This is a genomic window from Pseudomonas oryzihabitans, from assembly GCF_006384975.1.
Lineage (GTDB): Bacteria > Pseudomonadota > Gammaproteobacteria > Pseudomonadales > Pseudomonadaceae > Chryseomonas > Chryseomonas psychrotolerans_B.
In genome coordinates this window covers 1,096,654-1,113,389 of sequence record NZ_CP021645.1, presented here as the reverse complement: position 1 = coordinate 1,113,389, position 16,736 = coordinate 1,096,654, and the positions used below count along the sequence as shown (strand labels likewise).

The following is a 16,736-nucleotide window of genomic DNA, read 5'->3' as shown; positions in this document are numbered from 1 at the left end:
GCAAGGTCGCCTGAGCGCAGGCGACTTTCAGGCCAGGCTGCAGAGGCGATTGCGGCCGCCGGCCTTGGCCTGATACAGGGCGCGATCCGCGCGCTGCAACAGGCAGCGCGGCGATTCCACCTCGCGCAGGGTCGCCAGGCCGATGCTCAGGGTGACCGATAGCGGGATGGCACCCTCGGTGCTGGCCTGGGCCTCGACGGCCTTTCTCAAGCGTTCGGCCACCGTGTGGGCCGCTTCGTGCGAGGTGGCCGACAACAGCACGCAGAACTCTTCGCCGCCGAAGCGGAACACCATGTCCATGCCCCTCAAGCAATCGCCGATGGTACAGGCGGTCTGCCTGAGCACGTCGTCGCCCACGCTGTGGCCGAAACGGTCGTTGATACGTTTGAAATGATCCAGGTCCAGCATCAGCAGCGACAACGGCTGCTGGGTGCGGCGGGCCAGCTCCAGTTCGCGCGTCAGCGCCCGGTCCAGGGCATTGCGGTTGCCTACCCCGGTCAGGGCGTCGCGCAAGGCATTGGTGAGCGCCTCGCGATAGAGCAGGGCGTTGCGCAGCGGAAACATCAGGCTACCGAGCAGGAATTCCAGCGCTATGAGTTCGCTTTCCTGAAAGCGCTGGCTGCGGTAGAGGGTCAGATTGCCCAGGCGGATATCGCCGTGGCTCAGGTGGTAGTGCACCTGATGTCCCGCGTCCAGCCCGAGACCTATGTCTATGTCTTCGCGCGGATTGCGATAGGCGAGACCTGGCAGTTCCACCAGTGCACTGACCTCCTGCTGGAAAAGCTGCAGCACCCGTTCCAAGTCCAAAGACGACTGCAGGATGGTCGTCAGGCGGTGGCGCAGGGCGCCGAGCACCTCCGGATCGCTTTCGCGAGTGAGGGGAGCCTGGCTCGCATTACGTTGCTGGCGAGCGTGATCGAGGTCGAAGGTGTTGGATGAGGGCGGGACCATGCCTGTTCTCCTTGGCCAATAGTCCCGATGTAGCGAGAAGTGTGCCAATTTGTATATTTATTAAAAATCAACGACTTAGATAAGTAATGGCCAATTGCCGCTGGATAGTTGACGCGATTGCCGCAGGCGAGCGGAAATTCCTTGCCGGCCCGCGACGATTTTCCGCCGCTCGGCTAGACCTTGAGTACCAACTTGCCGAAGTTCTCTCCCGAGAACAGTTTCATCAGGGTCTGGGGAAAGGTATCCAGGCCTTCCACTACGTGCTCGCGGGACTTGAGCTGGCCGTCCGCCAGCCAGATCGCCAATTGCTGCTGGCCTTCGGCGTAGCGGGCGGCGTGATCCAGCACGATGAAGCCTTCCATACGGGCGCGGTTGCTGAGCAGGGCCAGGTAGTTCTGCGGCCCCTGGACCTTGTCGCTGTTGTACTGGCTGATGGCGCCGCAGAGCACCACGCGGGCGCGGAAGTTGATCTGCGCCAGGACGGCGTCCAGGGTCGGACCGCCAACGTTGTCGAAGTAGATATCGATGCCATTCGGGCATTCCCGGCGCAGGGCCGCCGCGAGGTCAGGTTCGGCCTTGTAGTCGATGGCGGCGTCGAAGCCCAGCTCCTCGATCAGGTAGCGGCATTTTTCCGCGCCACCGGCGATACCCACCACGTGGCAGGCCTGCAGCTTGCCGATCTGGCCGACCATGCTGCCCACGGCACCCGCCGCGCCCGATACCACCAGGGTTTCGCCAGCCTTGGGTTGGCCCACGTCGAGCAGGCCGAAGTAGGCGGTCAGGCCGGTCATGCCCAGTACGGAAAGATACTGCGGCAGGCTGGCCTTGCTCGGATCGACCTTGTAGCAACCCTGGGGCTCGCCCAGGTAGTAGTCCTGGATGCCGAGCATGCCGTTGACGGTATCCCCCGGCTGGAAATCCGGATGGTTGGAGGCGATCACCTCGCCCACGCCCAGAGCGCGGATGACCTCACCGAGGCCGATGGGCTTGATGTAGGACTTGCCTTCGTTCATCCAGCCGCGCATGGCCGGGTCGAGGGACAGGTAGAGGTTCTTGATCAGCACCTGGCCGGCGCCGGGCTCGCCGACCGGCCGCTCGACGCGCTCGAAGGTCTCGGCGGTGGGTTCGCCGGACGGGCGCTTGGCGAGCAGGAACTGGCGATTGGTACGGGACATGGTGATCTCCTGTGGGGAACGATCCAGTTCCGACCGGCCAGGAGCCCAGTCGTTTCCTAACGGCGGCGGGCGGTCAGGATCACGCTGGCCACAACACCGGCCACCAACCCCCAGAAGGCGGAGCCGATACCCAGCAGGGTCAGCCCGGACGCTGTCACCAGGAAGGTAATCAGCGCCGGTTCTCGCTGGCTGGGCTCGGCCAGGGCGCCATGCAGGCCGTTCATGATCGAGCCCAATAGCGCCAGGGCGGCGACCGAGATCACCAGCTCGCTCGGCAGAGCGGTGAACAGTGCGGCCAGGGTGGCGCCGAACAGCCCGGCGATGCCGTAGAAGAGGCCGCACCAGACCGCCGCCGTATAGCGTTTGCTCGCGTCTTCATGGGCCTGGGGACCAGTACAGATCGCCGCACTGATGGCCGCCAGGTTGATGCCATGGGAGCCGAAGGGTGCCAGCAGCAGGGAGGTGAGCCCCGTGGTGGCGATCAGCGGAGAGGCCGGTACCGAGTAGCCATCCGAGCGCAAGACGGCGATGCCCGGCATGTTCTGCGAGGCCATGGCCACCACGAACAAGGGGACGGCGATGCCGATGGTGGCCGCCAGGGAGAAGGTCGGGGTGGTCCAGACCGGCACGGCCAGCTCCAGCCGCAACTGGCGGAAATCCAGCAGTCCCGACAGGGCGGCCAACAGCAGCCCGAAGACCAGGGCGATCAGCACGCAATAGCGCGGCAATAGCCGCTTGGCCACCAGGTAGGCCAGGGCCATGCCCAGCACCAGGGCGGTCTGGTGTTGGGTGGCGATGCAGATTTCGACGCCGATACGAAACAGGATACCCGCGAGCAGGGCCGCGGCCAGCGCCGGCGGTACCCGGCGCAGCAGGCGATCGACGCTGCCGGTGAGGCCGCAGAGGGCGAGCAGGGCGGCGGAGATGATGAAGGCGCCGATGGCGTCGCTGTAGGGCACCGAGGGCAGGCTGGTCACCAGCAGCGCCGCGCCCGGCGTAGACCAGGCGATGACGATGGGGGTGCGGTATTTCAGCGAGAGACCTATGGTGGTCAAGGCCATGCCGATGGATAGCGCCCAGATCCAGGAAGAAATCTGCCCGGTGCTGAGGCCGGCGTTCTGACCGGCCTGGAACATCAGCACCAGGGAACTGGTATAGCCCACCAGCATGGCGACGAAGCCTGCCACCACGGCGGCAGGAGAGGTATCGGCCAGCGGGGTCAGCCGGCGGGTTGCAGCATCCATGACAGTCTCAGTGGTGACCGAAGAGAATGGGGTAGAGCGACAGTACCAGCAGCAGGGCCATGCTCCAGTTGAACACCCTTAGCCGCGCCGGACTGCTCAGCAGCCGCCGCAGCCCCATGCCGAACAGCGTCCAGAGACTGACGCTGGGCAGGTTGATCAGGGCGAACAGCAGCGCGACCAGCAACAGATTAGCGGTGAAGTTCTCCGCGGGAATATAGGCGGTCACCGCACCGAGGGCCATCACCCAGGCCTTGGGATTCACCCATTGGAAGGCGGCGGCCTGGAAGAAGCCGAAGGGCTTGCCGCTGGCGCTGTCACGCGGCGAAGGCGCGGCGGCGGTGGCCAGTTTCCAGGCGAGGTAGAGCAAATAGGCGCCACCGATCACCCGCAGGACGAGCTGCAGCGGTGGATAGAGCACGAACAGCTGACCCAGGCCGAGACCGGTACAGATGACCAGCAGCATGTGGCCGAGGCTGATCCCGAACATGTGCGGCAGGGTGCGACGAAAGCCGAAGTTCACCCCCGAGGCCAACAGCATCATGTTGTTGGGGCCGGGCGTGGCGGAAGAAACGAAGGCGAAGAGTATGAAGGCGGTGAGCAGTTCTATGGTCATGGCGGCATCCCTGAGCTTTGCGCCAGCTTAGTCAGGCGCGGCAGGTGGGTATCCATACACTGGCTGAGCGATGTATCGGTACAGTTTTCCCAAGTCGATAACTTGGCTTCAACTGTCCTGGCTCACCACTTCGCTGTCCCGCCGACCGCTCAGGGCCTGATTGAAGGCCAGCCAGCCTTCGGCGGCCTGCGGACCTGCGACCGCGAGGGCGCTCTGCACCAGGCGCATCTGTTCGCGTCTTAGCGTCTGCTCCAGGGCGGCACCACCGCGGGTCAAGGACAGCCGCCGCTTGCGCTTGTCCGCGGCGTCGGTCTCCATCGTCACCAGCTGCATCTCCAGCAATTGGCGCAGTGGGATGTTCAAGGCTTGCTTGGTGACATTGAGCACCTCCAGCAGCGCTTTGTTGCTCAGCCCCGGCTCCCGCGCGATGAAGAACAGGATGCGTTGGTGGACCCGGCTCAGTCCACGGCGGGCCAGCATGTCGTCCGCCTTGGCGGTGAAGGCTTGGTAACCGAAGAAAAAGGTTTCCATGACCTCGCGTTGATTCGCCGTCTGATTTAGGTCAAGCATATTGACTTGTCTTTTCGATGTCGTTTAGGGTCGGTCAAGTAGTTTGACTCATTATCCGGCCGCCGGCCACTGGAGGGTACATGGCATTTTCCGAACGGGTGACCCGACTCAAGAGCAGTCTGATCCGCGACATCCTGGCCGCGGCGCAGCGGCCGGAGGTCATGTCTTTCGCCGGCGGTCTGCCGGCCGAGCGCTGCCTGCCGGAGGTGGACTGGAGCGGCCTGCCAGCGAGCCTGGGCCAGTACGGCATGAGCGAGGGCGAACCGGCCCTGCGCGAGGCCATCGCCGCCCAGGCACGTGCCTACGGTCTGGAATGCACGGCGGAGCAGGTGCTGGTGACCACCGGCTCACAGCAGGCGCTGGACCTGGTCGCCAAGCTGTATCTCGACGTCGGCACGCCGGTGCTGCTGGAAGGCCCCACCTACCTGGCCGCCCTGCAGAGCTTCCAGTTTTTCGGCGCGGACTGCCTGAGCGTCAGCCTGACCCCGGAAGGGCTGGACCTGGACGCCCTGCGACTCAGCCTGCAGCAGCACCGTCCGGCTTTCGCCTACCTGATTCCCACCTTCCAGAATCCCTCCGGGGTGCGCTACAGCGCCGCCAATCGTGCGGCCGTGGCCGCGCTGCTGGATGAGTTCGGTGTGACCCTGGTCGAGGACGAGCCCTATCGCGAACTGTCCTACGACGGCGCGCCGGCGCTGCCCCTGTGCGCCCAGCTGCGACGTAGCGCCTGGATCCATACCGGTACGCTGTCCAAGACCCTGCTGCCGGGGTTGCGCGTGGGCTATCTGATCGCCTCGCCCGAGTTGTTGCCGCCACTGCGCGCCCTCAAGCAGGCGGCCGATCTGCATACCTGCCGCATCAGCCAGTGGCAGGTGCTGCAATGGCTGGGTAGCGAACGTTATCGCCAGCACCTGGACGAGGTGCGCGCCTTCTACCGCGAGCGCCGCGATGGCTTCGCCGTCGCCCTGACGCGGCATTTCGGTGATCTCGCCGAATGGCAGTTACCCCAGGGCGGTCTGTTCTTCTGGCTGCGCCTGAACACGCCGCTGGATACCCGTACGTTACTGAACGCGGCCCTGGCGCAGGACGTGGCCTTCATGCCGGGCGAACCCTTCTTCGCCGATCCGGATAGTCATCACGGCCTGCTGCGGCTCAACTTCAGCCATGTGCTGCCCGAGCGTCTCGATACCGGCCTGGCACGCCTGGCCGCCGTGATCCGCTCTGCCACCCCCACCGACAAGGAGTTGTGAGATGTACCAAGTCTATGGAGATCGCCGTTCCGGCAATTGCTACAAGGTCGGCCTGATGCTGCACCTGCTGGGTGTGGAACATCGTTGGCACGAGGTCGATATCCTGGCGGGCGAGACCCAGACCGCGGCTTTCCTGGCGAAGAATCCGAACGGCAAGATCCCGGTGCTGGAGTTGGAAGACGGCACCTGCCTCTGGGAGTCGAATGCCATCCTCAATTTCCTGGCGGAGGGAACCGCCTTCCTGCCGAGCGAGCCGCGTTTGCGTACCCAGGTGCTGCAGTGGCAGTTCTTCGAGCAATACAGCCATGAGCCCTATGTGGCGGTGGCGCGCTTCATCAAGCTCTATCAGGGAATGCCGGTGGAGCGCCGGGAGGAATACGAGGGCTGCCTGGTGCGGGGCTACAAGGCCTTGCGGGTAATGGAGCAGCAGTTGCAGCGCACGCCCTTCCTGGTGGGTGAGCACTATTCCATTGCGGACATCGCGCTCTATGCCTATACCCACGTGGCCCATGAGGGCGGCTTCGTGCTGGATGACTTCCCGGCGATCCGCGCCTGGCTGGCGCGGGTGGCTGAACAGCCGGGGCATGTCAGCATCGGGTGAGGCGGCTGGCCGCTCCCCAGGCGAACAGGGCGTGACTAGCGAGCGCTGACCACGAATTGCCAGTACTGGTTGAGCCGGCGCTCGCCACCGTTGGCGGTGAGCAATACCGATGACGGCGGCTTGGATTGCAGCTCGGGCAGCGACTTTATCAGTGCCAGCCAGTTGCTGTAGTAGGTCTGCAGGCAACGGCGGGCGGTGCCGTTGTTCTGCAGTGACGTCAGGGCTTTCTGATAGACCGGCTCGATCTGCGCCAGCGCCTGGGCGACACAGCTGTCGGTATCGGAAAAGCGCCCTGTATCGCCGATGCGGGTACCGGCGATGACCGCTTTGTTCGCACAGCTCTTGAAGGCGTTCATGGTCGCCTGTTCGAAGAGCAGGGCATCCTGATCCATGGCGAGAGCGGAGTTGCCGCAGCTCAAGGCAGCGGCTATGGCGAGGGCATAAGCGTGGCGTTTCATGGTGGCGTCCCTGACTACGTCGGTGCAACGTGATGGCATCAATGCACAGCGGCAGACTGCGCTTTTGTGCAAATGTTCAGTGCAAGAGGGGGCAAAACGCCATTAGGCGAATTCCACCAGACCGACGGTCGTGAGGCCTATGAACAGGGCGGTCAGAACGACCATGGCGAAGGCCAGCAAATAATCTTCCATCAAGGTTTCCCCTACTGCGATGCAGCCAGTAGGACCGATGGCTATTGGCCAGGTTCGAAGAAGGGATAGCAATTGGCCGCCTGGCCGACCAAAGGTAGGGCAGGGGGAGGGAAGCCCGACGGCGCCCGAGGAGCGCCGTCGGGGCAAGATCACTCTTCCAGACGATTCTTGTCGAGTTTCTTGGCCAGACCGGCACCCAGATCGGCGCCTGTGACCGGAGCCGCGCTCGGGTCCGACATGGTACGGGTGGCGAGTTGTTCCACTGCCTTGGCCTGCAGCGGCGGTAGCGTGACCGCCGGCAGACCATCGCCGCCGTCCACTGCCGGGGCGGGTTGCTCGACATATTCCCAGTCCTGGCCCTGGTTCCAGGGGCCACGCAGATCGCCTTCGCCTTGCGACATGTTGTAGTAGACGCTGGCGAACTCCGGACGCGGCGGGATCTTGCCCTGGGGGAAGTTGGGCTGGATCGAATGCAGCGCGTTCTCGAAGGATTTCTGGTGGGCGATCTCACGGGTCATCAGGAAGCTCAGGGTGTCCTGGATGCCCGGGTCATCGGTGACGTTGATCAGGCGCTCATAGACGATCTTGGCGCGGGCTTCGGCGGCGATATTGGATCTGAGATCGATGGTGGGTTCGCCGATGGTATCGATGTAGGCCGCGGTCCAGGGCACCCCCGCCGAATTGACCAGGGCGGGACCACCGCCATAGAGAACCTGGGTGACATGGGAATCATTGCCCGCTCCGGTCAGGGAGCGATACATGTCCGCTTCCTGCTGGGTCTTTTCCGCCAGGTCGCCCTTGGCGCCCTTGTTCAGCATGGCGATCAGCGAGCCGATGATTTCCAGGTGGCTGAGTTCTTCGGTGGCGATGTCGAACAGCATGTCCTTGCGACCCGGGTCGAGCTCGGCTATCGCCTGGGTGAAGTAGCGCATGGCGGCGGCGAGTTCGCCTTGGGGCCCGCCGAATTGTTCCAGCATCAGGTTGGCGAGACCAGGATTGGGTTCGGACACGCGCACGGTGTATTGCAGTCGCTTGTTATGGACGAACATGTAACCTCCAGGGGCTAGTCACGGTAAATCACGGTGTTATCAGCGCTTCGCGGTCAGGTCCGGGTCCGCGGAGCGTTCCAGGAAGGCTCGAGTGGTGGCGGGCAGGTCGTTGAGCAACCAGGCCGCCATGGCCTTCTCCTGTTCGAGGATGCGTTCGCAGGCCTGCTGCGTTTCGCTGTCGCCGATATCGGCGGCGGCGGCGATGATCACGGTGTAGGTGGCGATCTCGATGTTCTCGAAGACATAGCCACTGATGGCGCCCTTGATGACTTCATCGCTCATCGGTGCGCCACCGATGGCTTGGCCCAGCGCCATCAACTTGCCACCCATGTCCTTCAGGGTGGACGGACTGCTGCCCAGGCGGCTCAGGCAACCTTCGATCACCTGGCGCTGTTCCTGGGTTTCCTTGATGTGCTGCTCGATGCGCTGGCGCAGCTGCGGGTAATGTTCGAGGCGTGCGGACTGCGCGGAGAGCATCTTCTCGGCCTGTTCTTCCATGCCATGGGCATCGCGAAGCCAATCGATGAGGTTGTCTTTCTTGGAAGCGGTCATGGCGAAACTCCAGTGATGGAAAGAGGCGACAGCCCGTTGCAACCTGCCGCCAGACTGCGTTCTGTCTGATTATTAGTGGGCTCTGGCTAGCGAGAGATTCGCGCGGCGAAGGGCTTTCGGATCGATGGGAAAGGTGCGCAGGATTTGTTTTACAACCCCAGCGGCAACAGGCTGTCTGGAGCGAGTTTTTATTGGACAGCCAGGCGTTGGCTGTATAAGCCTTGTCCCAGATGCTCATTTCTCACAGTCATATTTTTGCCATTCAGCCGGTCATGGGCACCGTTCACCCCGTACTTGGCGGCGTTCCAGGCATTTGTGTCAGGATTTGGGCATGCATGGGAGGGAGTCAGCATGAAGGTGCCTGAGGAGCGCACGCCGGGCGCCGACCTGGTGGGGAGCGCGCGACGCCAACCTTTGCCCTGGCCGGATCCGAACGCGCCGGAGCTGGACACGGATGAGGTCATTGCGCAATTACGCGAGGTGGCCGCCGAGGCCGATTGGGCGTGGTACCAACGGCGCGGCAACTGGTCTCGGATCGCCCAGGGCAACCAGGCGACCGCCTGGCCGACGCTACTGGACGATGATGAATTGGCAGCCTGGCGTGACCAGGCCGCCGTCGACTGCTATCCCACCGGACTCGGGCCTGCTGCGCTGGGCTGGCTGCTCGTGCGGCCCGATGGGCGCACCGATTTCGCTGCCCTGGCGCTACGCTTCGGCTTCGTGCTGCAGCGCTTGCAGTTGCAGCGGGCGCAAGCCATTCAGCAGGTGCTGTACGACATCACCTATCTGGCCAGTTCGACGGTGGATCGGCAGCTGTTCATGCAGCGGACCCACGAGCTGCTGGTGACGTTGATCGACGCCGAGAACCTCTGTCTGGCCCTGCTGGAGCCGGATTCCGAGCGAATCCACTATCCCTACTATTTCGATCAGCGCGACGAGAATCCGCCCGAGCCGGGTTCCTTCGAGCTGCTGGATCGCGAACGCCCGAGCTTGACGGCCCAGGTGTTGCTGCAGGGCGAGCCGCTGTTGGTGTCCAAGGAAGCCATCGAGACCGCCTTGGTCGCGGGACCCTACTACTGCCAGGGCAGCGTGCCCGAGTTTTGGATGGGGATCCCACTCAAGGATGGCGCCGATCGCACCTTTGGCGTGCTCAGCCTGCAGGTATACGATCGCGAGCGCCGCTACGGTAGCGAAGACCAGGCATTGTTCCAGGTCATTGCCCGCGACGTGGCCATGGCGCTGGATCGTATTCTGCGGCGCGAGGACCTGGAGGCGACGGTCGGGCAACGCACCCAGGAGCTCTCCGAGCTCAATGCCCGACTGCGCGAGCAGATCGCCGAGCGGGAACGCGCCGAGCAGTTGCAGGCGGCGCTGTTTCACATCGCCGAGCTGTCCAGCGCCAGCGCCGACATGACCGATCTGCTGGGCGGCTTGCACCGGGTCGTCGGCGAGCTGCTCTACGCGCAGAATTTCTACATCGCGCTCTACGACGATGCGTCCGGTGAGGTGAGTTTTCCCTACTTCGTCGATGAAAGACGCAACGCGACGCCGAGCAAACGACGGCAAACGCGTGGCTACACTGAATACGCCATTCGCCAGCGTCGCCCCTGCATCATCGACCGGGAGAGAGCGCACCAGCTCATCGAGCAGGGTGAGATCACTCCGATCGAGGGAACGCCCGAGGCCTTTTCCTGGCTCGGCATTCCGCTGTACGACGGTACCCAGGTCCGGGGCGTGCTGGCCGTGCAGAGTTATCGGGAAGACGTCTACTACAGCCAGCGCGACCAGGACCTGCTCACCTTCGTGTCCCGGCATATCGATACCGCCTTGTCGCGGCGCAACGCGGCGGAAGCGATCCAGCAGTCCCGGCAAGCCCTGGAAGTGCGGGTCCAGGAGCGTACCAAGGCGCTGGACGCGGCCAATGCCCGGCTGGTGTACGAAAACAACCACGACAGCCTGACGGGCCTGCCCAACCGCAGTTTCTTCCAGCAACGCCTGGGCGAACTCTGGTCCGCGCTGGCGCGCGACGGTAGTGGGCTGGCGGTGATGTTTCTCGATCTGGATCGCTTCAAGCGGGTCAACGACCAGTTCGGTCATCCGTTCGGGGACCGGCTGCTGATTGCCGCCGCGGCACGCCTGTCCAGCTGTCTGCGCGATTCCGATCTGCTGGCTCGCCTGGGGGGCGATGAATTCGCCATCCTGGTACCCGGGAGCGGGCTGGAGTTCCCGGTGATCATCGCCCAGCGCATCATCGAGGCCTTCGACCAGCCGCTGGTGATCGACGATCACAGCCTGTTCGCGTCCTGCAGCATTGGCATCGTCGTCGCCGATCCGGATCTGCACCGTCAGCCGGACGATCTGCTGCGCGATGCCGACACGGCCATGTACCGGGTCAAGCAGGGTGGCCGCGACAATTTCGCGGTGTTCAACCAGGAATTGCGCCAGGTGGTATCCGACCAGGTGGTGCGGGAAGGCGCGCTGCGCGAGGCGCTGAAGAACGGCAAGGAACTGGAGCCGTTCTTCCAACCGATCGTCGAGGTGCTGACGGGCAGGATCGTCGGGCTGGAAGCCCTGGTTCGCTGGCGGCAGCCCGACGGCAGCGTCCTGCCGCCAGGCGCCTTCCTGCCGGAAGTGGAGGGCCTGCGGCTGATCGGACGGCTGGATACCTACATGCTGACGCGGATCGCCGCCATCCTTGCCGAGCCCGCCCAGGCCGGGTGGCCCGTGGTGCACGTCAACTGTTCCAGCTACAGCATCGTGCGACCGGAATTCGCCGATGAGGTGCTGACGATCCTGGCGGCCCATGGCGTAGCGCCGAGCCGGATATGCCTGGAGTTGACCGAGGGGGCGTTGGTCGCCGAACCGGAGCGGGCCAAGGCGACGATGGAGGCCCTCGATCGCCAGGGCGTCTCGGTGGTGCTGGATGATTTCGGCGCGGGCTTCTCGTCGCTGGGCTACGTCCACGAATATCGCTTTCGCGGGCTCAAGATCGACAAGTCGTTCGTCTTGCGCCTGGCCGAGAGCACCCGTAGCGCCGCCATCGTCCGGGCCATCGTGCGCATGGCCGAGTCCCTGGGGCTGGATGTGGTCGCCGAAGGCGTGGAGGACGCCCAGGCGCTGCAAGTGCTCAAGGACATGGGCGCGCGCCATGCCCAGGGCTACCACTTCGCGCGGCCACTGGACCTGTCGGCGATCCGGCGACTGCTGGCGGGGAGCGATTAAAAGGTGACGCCCGCCACCAGGATCAGATTGGTATAGGGCTGGCACTCCCCGGTGCGGATCTGTACCCGGGCCTGGCGACACAGTGTCTTCAGTTCTTCGTGGGAGACCAGCCGGCGCGCGCCCAGGGCGCCGTCAGCGTTCAGGCGTTCCAGCTCGGCCAGGGCCGGTGGCTGCACGGTGAGGGTTTCCTCGGCGAGCAGATGGCTTTCCACCTGTATCTCGCTGAGCAGGGCGCGCAATACGCTGTGGAAGTCGGGAATCCCGGGGGTGACAGCCAGATCGACCAGGGGCGTGCCGGCCGGGACCGGCATGCCGGCGTCACCGATGACCACCAGGTCGCCATGGCCGAGGCTGGCGACGGCCTGGGACAGGGCGATATTCAATAAGGACGTCTTTTTCATCGAGTGAGCTCCCGGCGCGTGGGGATGGAGGGCTGGGCACCCGGGCGGGTGACGGCGATGGCGGCGGCCTGCTGGCCGAGGGCGATGGCTGCTGCGACGTCCAGGCCTTCCGCGAGTCCGGCGGCGAAACCGCCGAGGAAGGTATCACCGGCGGCGGTGGTGTCCACCGCCTTGACCGGGGTGGCCGGGTGATGACGGCAGCTATCGGCAGTGACCTGCAACAGGCCCTGGCCGCCGAGGGTCAGCAGCACCTGGCGGGCACCGGCGGCAATCAGTTGGCGGGCGGCGGCTTCGGCCTCTTGCAGATTCCCTACCGGCAGCCCGGTGAGCAGACTGGCTTCGCTTTCGTTGGGTACCAGGTAGTCGATATGGGCGTACCACTCGGCCGGCAAGGGCCCGGTGGCGGGCGCCGGATTGAGGATCACCGTCTTGCCCAGGGCGTGGGCGTGGGCCAGGGCGTGGCCGACGGTGGCCAGCGGCACTTCCAGCTGGGCGATGACGATCTTCGTCTCCGCCAATAGTGACTCCTGCGCCCCCAGATGCGCGGCGGACAGCTCGCCGTTGCCACCGGCAACGATGACGATGGCGTTCTGGCCCTCATCGTCCACCAGGATGGAGGCGATCCCGGTCGGGACCTCGGCCGCCACCGAGACGCCCCGGCAGTCGATGCCTTCCTGGACCAGGCTACGGGTGAGGAAATCGCCATAGGGATCGGCGCCGACGCAACCGATCATGGCGACCGTGGCGCCCAGGCGCGCGGCGGCTACCGCCTGATTGGCGCCCTTGCCGCCGGGCGCGGTGGCGAAGCTATGGCCGGCGAGGGTTTCGCCGCCCTTGGGCAGGCGCGGGGCGCGCACCACCAGGTCCATGTTGAGGCTGCCGATGACGATGACGTCAGGGTGCATGGGAAATCTCCAGAGCAGAAGGCGCCGCGGTGGATTCGCGCAGCACCAGCCGGGGTACGGCGATGTCGTGGGTAGAAGGGCCGCCCACCCCCTCGCGGCGAGCCAGTAGTAGCTGGGCCGCGCGTTCGCCCAGGTCGCGGATCGACTGGCCGATGGTGGTGAGCGCCGGATAGAGATAGCGACTGAGTTCGATGTCGTCGAAGCCCACCACCGACAGCTGGCCAGGTACCGTGAGACCGGCTTCGGCGGCGGCGCGCAGCACGCCTAGGGCGATGGTGTCGTTGCCGGCGAAGATCGCGGTTGGGCGATCCGGCTGGGCCAGCAGCTCGCGCGCCGCGGTATGGCCGGCAGCGGCGGTGAAGGGGCAGTGGCGGACGGGGCCGGCAGCGACATCCGCTTCGGCCAGGGCCTGCTGGTAACCGGTCACCCGCTCGCGGGCCACTGGCGAGTCGGCAGGGCCGCCGATACAGGCGATCCGGCGATGGCCAAGTTCCAGCAGGTGCCGCGTGGCGAGCAGGCCGCCATGCTGGTGATCGATGCGGATGTGCCCGGCCTGGACGCCTTCCAGCGGCCGGTCCACCAGCACCAACGGGATGCGCAGGCCCGCCAGGGCTTCGGCGAAGCGCGGATCGCCATCGACGGTGGCGACCACCAGGCCGTCGATCCGCCGCTCCCTGAGCACGCGCAGATAGCGCAGCTGCTTCTCGGCATCGTCGTCGGAGTTGCAGAGGATGACGCTATAGCCCTGGCGTTCGCAATGATCCTCGATGCCACGGGCCAGCTCGGCGAAGTAGGGGTTGACCGCATTGGGCACCAGTACGCCGAAGGTGCCGGTGGCCTGGCTGCGCAAGGAGCGGGCCACGCCGCTGGGCACGTAGCCCAGTTCGGCGATGGCGGCCTCGACCTTTTCCCGCACCCCCGGGCTTACCGGGCGGGTGTTGTTCACCACGTGGGACACCGTGGTGTAGGAGATGCCGGCGCGGGCCGCGACGTCCTTGATGGTGGCCATCAGGCGCTCCGCTTGGCCCGCTGGCTGCGGTAGGTGTCGAGGATCACCGCGACCACGATCACCGCGCCGGTGATGATGCGCTTGGTGGGTTCGCTGGCACCGATCTGCGCCAGGCCAGCTGCCAGCACCGAGATGATCAGCACACCGAAGAAGGTACTGATCACCGAGCCACGGCCGCCCATCAGGCTGGTCCCGCCGATCACCACGGCGGCGATCACCTGCAGCTCCAGGCCGACGCCGGCATTGGGATCGGCGGCTTCCAGGCGGGAGATCTGGAACAGCGCGGCGAGACCCGCCAGCAGGCCCATCAGGGCGAAGACGATGACCTTGTAGGGCTTGGGATTGATGCCGGCCAGGCGTACCGCTTCCTCGTTGGTGCCGATGGCGATCAGGTAGCGGCCGAACACCGAGCGGGTCAACAGCAACTGGGCCACCAGGATCACCAGCAGGGCGAGAACGAAGGAGGGCGAGATGCCGAAGGCGACGGGGGTGGACAGCCAGTCGTAGGCGTCGCCGATGTAGGCGGTGCGCGAATCGGTCAGCTGGTAGGCGGCGCCGCGGGCTATCTCCAGCACGCCCAGGGAGACGATGAAGGAGGGGATGCGCCAGGCCACGGTCACGCTACCGGTGATGGCGCCGGTGATGGCCGCGCAGAGCATCCCCAGGGCGGCGGCGGAGAGGATGCCCCAGCCCCATTGCAGGGTGGCGACACTGACCACGGCGGCGGCCAGGGCCACCACCGAACCCACCGACAGGTCGATACCGCCGATGATGAGGATGAGGGTCATGCCGGTGGCCAGCACCATGAGATCGGGGATCTGGTTGGCCAGGGTGGTGAAAGTGCTGTACGACAGGAAGTGGCTGCTCAGCACGGAGAACAGCACGATCATGGCCAGCAGGGCGCCGGCCAGGCCCAGATAGGTACCCAGGCCCAGGCCGAAGGCGCGCCGGGAGGAGGTGAGGGGAAGAGTGCTCATCGGAGGGCATCCTGAGAAGAAAGAGGTTGCAACGGCGGGATAGGGTCTTCCAGCAGGGCTTCGCGGGAGCGATAGCCGGCGAAGGCCGCGGCCAGCAGCCGCTCCTGATCCCAGTCATGGCGTTCGAAGGTCTCCACCAGGCGGCCGGCGGAGAGCACGCCGATGCGGTCGCAGATCAGCATCAGCTCGCGCAGGTCGCTGGAGACCACCACCAGCGCCTTGCCCTGGCGGGTCAATTCGGCCAACAGGCCATAGATCTCGAACTTGGCACCGACATCGATACCGCGCGTGGGCTCGTCGAACAGCAGCACCTGGCAGTCGCGTTCGAGCCAGCGCCCGATCACCACCTTCTGCTGGTTGCCGCCGGATAGCTCGCCCACCGGCTGGGCGCCGTCGTTGCAGCGGATATGCATACTCTTGATGTGGCGCTCGGCCAGCGCCGCTTCGCGCTTGGTGCTGACTAGCCCCTGCCGGGCGACCTTGTCCATGTTGCCCAGGGCCAGGTTGGCGCTGATCGGCTGGCTGAGCAGCAGGCCCTCGCCCTTGCGATCCTCGGTGATCAGGGCGATCCCCTGGCGCACCACCTTGGCCGGCGAGCCGAGGTCCACCGGCCGGCCCGCCAGCTGTACCGCGCCGGAATCGGCACGGTCGGCCCCGAAGATCAGCCGCAACAACTCGGTGCGCCCGGCGCCGATCAGGCCGGAGATGCCATAGATTTCTCCGGCGCGGACGCTGAAGGAGACGTCGCGCACCTTGTCGGCACGCGTCAGACCCTTGACCTCCAGCAACGGCGGGCCGAAGCAGCGCTCACCCATGTCGAGGTGCTCGCCGAGATCGCGACCCACCATGAGGCTGACGATCTCGTCGGTGTCGTAGCGCGCCACGGGCGCGTCCGCCACCAGCCGGCCATCGCGCAGCACCACCAGTTGCTGGGCGATGCGCTTGAGTTCTTCCAGGCGGTGGGAGATGTAGACCAGGGCCACGCCGCGGGCGCGCAGCCGTTCGATCTGCTCGAACAGCAACTCCACCTCGCGGGAGGTGAGCATGGCGGTGGGCTCATCGAGGATGAGCACCCGGCAGTCGCCGATCAGGTTGCGGGCGATTTCCACCATCTGTTGGTGACCCACGCCCAGTTCGGCGATGGGGGTATCCGGGTCTATGGCTTCCAGGCCGACCTGGGCCATCGCCAGCCGCGCCTGTTCGCGCAGCTGGCGGCGGTCGATCCAGCCCAGCCGCCGGGGCAGGCGGTCTAGAAAGAGATTTTCCGCCACGGTGAGGGTGGGCAGCAGGTTGAGTTCCTGCATGACCATCCGCACCCCCTGGGCCTCCGCCTCGCGGCGGCTGCCCGGGGCATAGGGGCGGCCGAGGAAACTCAGCTCGCCGGTGGTGGGTTGCACCAGGCCACAGAGGATCTTGGACAGGGTGCTCTTGCCAGCGCCGTTCTCCCCGGTGAGCGCCAGCACTTCGCCGGCGCGCAATTCCAGGTCCACGGCGCCGAGCACCGGCTGCGCATAGGTCTTGCCGATACCTCGCGCGCTGAGGATGACCTCGGACGACATGGGGCCTC

Annotated in this window: 16 protein-coding genes; 3 read left to right on the top strand and 13 right to left on the bottom strand. The window is 65.4% G+C overall.

Annotated elements, in window-relative coordinates; translation table 11 throughout:
* Positions 1–27: 27 nt before the first annotated feature.
* The 5 genes from CCZ28_RS04825 to CCZ28_RS04805 form a co-directional block, all read right to left on the bottom strand.
* Positions 28–951, bottom strand: coding sequence for a GGDEF domain-containing protein (locus CCZ28_RS04825; protein ID WP_140216375.1), 924 nt, complete (start codon positions 949–951; stop codon positions 28–30).
* A 173-nt stretch (positions 952–1,124) separates the two neighbouring features.
* Positions 1,125–2,126 (bottom strand): NADP-dependent oxidoreductase, encoded by a 1,002-nt coding sequence (locus tag CCZ28_RS04820; RefSeq protein ID WP_140216373.1) that lies wholly within the window; start codon positions 2,124–2,126, stop codon positions 1,125–1,127.
* Between the two features lie 56 nt (positions 2,127–2,182).
* Complete coding sequence (locus CCZ28_RS04815) at positions 2,183–3,370, bottom strand: benzoate/H(+) symporter BenE family transporter (protein ID WP_140216372.1); 1,188 nt, start codon at positions 3,368–3,370, stop codon at positions 2,183–2,185.
* A 7-nt stretch (positions 3,371–3,377) separates the two neighbouring features.
* A complete protein-coding gene (locus CCZ28_RS04810; protein WP_140216370.1) occupies positions 3,378–3,983 on the bottom strand; it encodes a LysE family translocator in 606 nt (201 codons plus the stop codon).
* Between the two features lie 108 nt (positions 3,984–4,091).
* Complete coding sequence (locus CCZ28_RS04805; protein ID WP_140216368.1) at positions 4,092–4,553, bottom strand: MarR family winged helix-turn-helix transcriptional regulator; 462 nt, start codon at positions 4,551–4,553, stop codon at positions 4,092–4,094.
* Between the two features lie 80 nt (positions 4,554–4,633).
* Here CCZ28_RS04805 and CCZ28_RS04800 point away from each other — a divergent pair, with 80 nt between their 5' ends.
* Both CCZ28_RS04800 and CCZ28_RS04795 read left to right on the top strand, forming a co-directional pair.
* Entirely contained in the window at positions 4,634–5,803 is a 1,170-nt protein-coding gene (locus CCZ28_RS04800; protein WP_140216366.1) for a PLP-dependent aminotransferase family protein, read from the top strand.
* A gap of 1 nt (position 5,804) precedes the next feature.
* On the top strand, positions 5,805–6,404 hold the full coding sequence (locus tag CCZ28_RS04795) for a glutathione S-transferase family protein (protein WP_140216364.1): 600 nt from the start codon (positions 5,805–5,807) through the stop codon (positions 6,402–6,404).
* 35 nt (positions 6,405–6,439) lie between these two features.
* Here the strand turns inward: CCZ28_RS04795 and CCZ28_RS04790 are convergent, their stop codons facing one another.
* From CCZ28_RS04790 to CCZ28_RS04780, 3 genes are all read right to left on the bottom strand, one after another.
* On the bottom strand, positions 6,440–6,862 hold the full coding sequence (locus tag CCZ28_RS04790; RefSeq protein ID WP_240795232.1) for a hypothetical protein: 423 nt from the start codon (positions 6,860–6,862) through the stop codon (positions 6,440–6,442).
* Positions 6,863–7,203: 341 nt separating this feature from the next.
* The gene (locus CCZ28_RS04785) at positions 7,204–8,103 is read right to left on the bottom strand and encodes a manganese catalase family protein (protein ID WP_140216362.1); all 900 of its coding nucleotides are present in this window, start codon (positions 8,101–8,103) and stop codon (positions 7,204–7,206) included.
* A 39-nt stretch (positions 8,104–8,142) separates the two neighbouring features.
* Positions 8,143–8,655 carry a ferritin-like domain-containing protein gene (locus CCZ28_RS04780; RefSeq protein ID WP_140216360.1) on the bottom strand — a complete coding sequence of 171 codons (513 nt, stop codon included), beginning with the start codon at positions 8,653–8,655 and terminating at the stop codon, positions 8,143–8,145.
* 351 nt (positions 8,656–9,006) lie between these two features.
* Between CCZ28_RS04780 and CCZ28_RS04775 the strand changes: the two genes are divergently transcribed.
* Entirely contained in the window at positions 9,007–11,877 is a 2,871-nt protein-coding gene (locus CCZ28_RS04775; RefSeq protein WP_140216358.1) for a sensor domain-containing phosphodiesterase, read from the top strand.
* Here the strand turns inward: CCZ28_RS04775 and rbsD are convergent.
* The 5 genes from rbsD to CCZ28_RS04750 are packed head-to-tail and all read right to left on the bottom strand — an operon-like array spanning position 11,874 to position 16,728.
* Entirely contained in the window at positions 11,874–12,278 is a 405-nt protein-coding gene (rbsD, locus tag CCZ28_RS04770) for a D-ribose pyranase (protein ID WP_140216356.1), read from the bottom strand. The genes CCZ28_RS04775 and rbsD overlap by 4 nt on opposite strands.
* The gene (gene rbsK / locus CCZ28_RS04765; RefSeq protein WP_140216354.1) at positions 12,275–13,183 is read right to left on the bottom strand and encodes a ribokinase; all 909 of its coding nucleotides are present in this window, start codon (positions 13,181–13,183) and stop codon (positions 12,275–12,277) included. The genes rbsD and rbsK overlap by 4 nt, the downstream gene beginning before the upstream one ends.
* Positions 13,173–14,192, bottom strand: a complete 1,020-nt coding sequence (locus CCZ28_RS04760; protein WP_140216352.1) for a LacI family DNA-binding transcriptional regulator — start codon at positions 14,190–14,192, stop codon at positions 13,173–13,175. The genes rbsK and CCZ28_RS04760 overlap by 11 nt, the downstream gene beginning before the upstream one ends.
* Positions 14,192–15,169, bottom strand: a complete 978-nt coding sequence (locus CCZ28_RS04755) for an ABC transporter permease (protein WP_140216350.1) — start codon at positions 15,167–15,169, stop codon at positions 14,192–14,194. Before CCZ28_RS04755 ends, CCZ28_RS04760 begins: the two co-directional genes overlap by 1 nt.
* On the bottom strand, positions 15,166–16,728 hold the full coding sequence (locus CCZ28_RS04750) for a sugar ABC transporter ATP-binding protein (protein ID WP_140216348.1): 1,563 nt from the start codon (positions 16,726–16,728) through the stop codon (positions 15,166–15,168). The genes CCZ28_RS04755 and CCZ28_RS04750 overlap by 4 nt, the downstream gene beginning before the upstream one ends.
* Positions 16,729–16,736: the final 8 nt, after the last annotated feature.

What these genes read in the sequence shown, in the direction of transcription:
- CCZ28_RS04795 (WP_140216364.1), top strand. Translation starts at nt 5,805, where the DNA reads ATGTACCAAGTCTATGGAGATCGCCGTTCCGGCAATTGCTACAAGGTC.
- CCZ28_RS04800 (WP_140216366.1), top strand. Translation starts at nt 4,634, where the DNA reads ATGGCATTTTCCGAACGGGTGACCCGACTCAAGAGCAGTCTGATCCGC.
- CCZ28_RS04790 (WP_240795232.1), bottom strand. Translation starts at nt 6,862, where the DNA reads ATGAAACGCCACGCTTATGCCCTCGCCATAGCCGCTGCCTTGAGCTGC.
- CCZ28_RS04785 (WP_140216362.1), bottom strand. Translation starts at nt 8,103, where the DNA reads ATGTTCGTCCATAACAAGCGACTGCAATACACCGTGCGCGTGTCCGAA.
- CCZ28_RS04805 (WP_140216368.1), bottom strand. Translation starts at nt 4,553, where the DNA reads ATGCTTGACCTAAATCAGACGGCGAATCAACGCGAGGTCATGGAAACC.
- CCZ28_RS04825 (WP_140216375.1), bottom strand. Translation starts at nt 951, where the DNA reads ATGGTCCCGCCCTCATCCAACACCTTCGACCTCGATCACGCTCGCCAG.
- CCZ28_RS04750 (WP_140216348.1), bottom strand. Translation starts at nt 16,728, where the DNA reads ATGTCGTCCGAGGTCATCCTCAGCGCGCGAGGTATCGGCAAGACCTAT.
- CCZ28_RS04780 (WP_140216360.1), bottom strand. Translation starts at nt 8,655, where the DNA reads ATGACCGCTTCCAAGAAAGACAACCTCATCGATTGGCTTCGCGATGCC.
- CCZ28_RS04815 (WP_140216372.1), bottom strand. Translation starts at nt 3,370, where the DNA reads ATGGATGCTGCAACCCGCCGGCTGACCCCGCTGGCCGATACCTCTCCT.
- CCZ28_RS04760 (WP_140216352.1), bottom strand. Translation starts at nt 14,192, where the DNA reads ATGGCCACCATCAAGGACGTCGCGGCCCGCGCCGGCATCTCCTACACC.
- rbsD (WP_140216356.1), bottom strand. Translation starts at nt 12,278, where the DNA reads ATGAAAAAGACGTCCTTATTGAATATCGCCCTGTCCCAGGCCGTCGCC.
- CCZ28_RS04820 (WP_140216373.1), bottom strand. Translation starts at nt 2,126, where the DNA reads ATGTCCCGTACCAATCGCCAGTTCCTGCTCGCCAAGCGCCCGTCCGGC.
- CCZ28_RS04775 (WP_140216358.1), top strand. Translation starts at nt 9,007, where the DNA reads ATGAAGGTGCCTGAGGAGCGCACGCCGGGCGCCGACCTGGTGGGGAGC.
- rbsK (WP_140216354.1), bottom strand. Translation starts at nt 13,183, where the DNA reads ATGCACCCTGACGTCATCGTCATCGGCAGCCTCAACATGGACCTGGTG.
- CCZ28_RS04810 (WP_140216370.1), bottom strand. Translation starts at nt 3,983, where the DNA reads ATGACCATAGAACTGCTCACCGCCTTCATACTCTTCGCCTTCGTTTCT.
- CCZ28_RS04755 (WP_140216350.1), bottom strand. Translation starts at nt 15,169, where the DNA reads ATGAGCACTCTTCCCCTCACCTCCTCCCGGCGCGCCTTCGGCCTGGGC.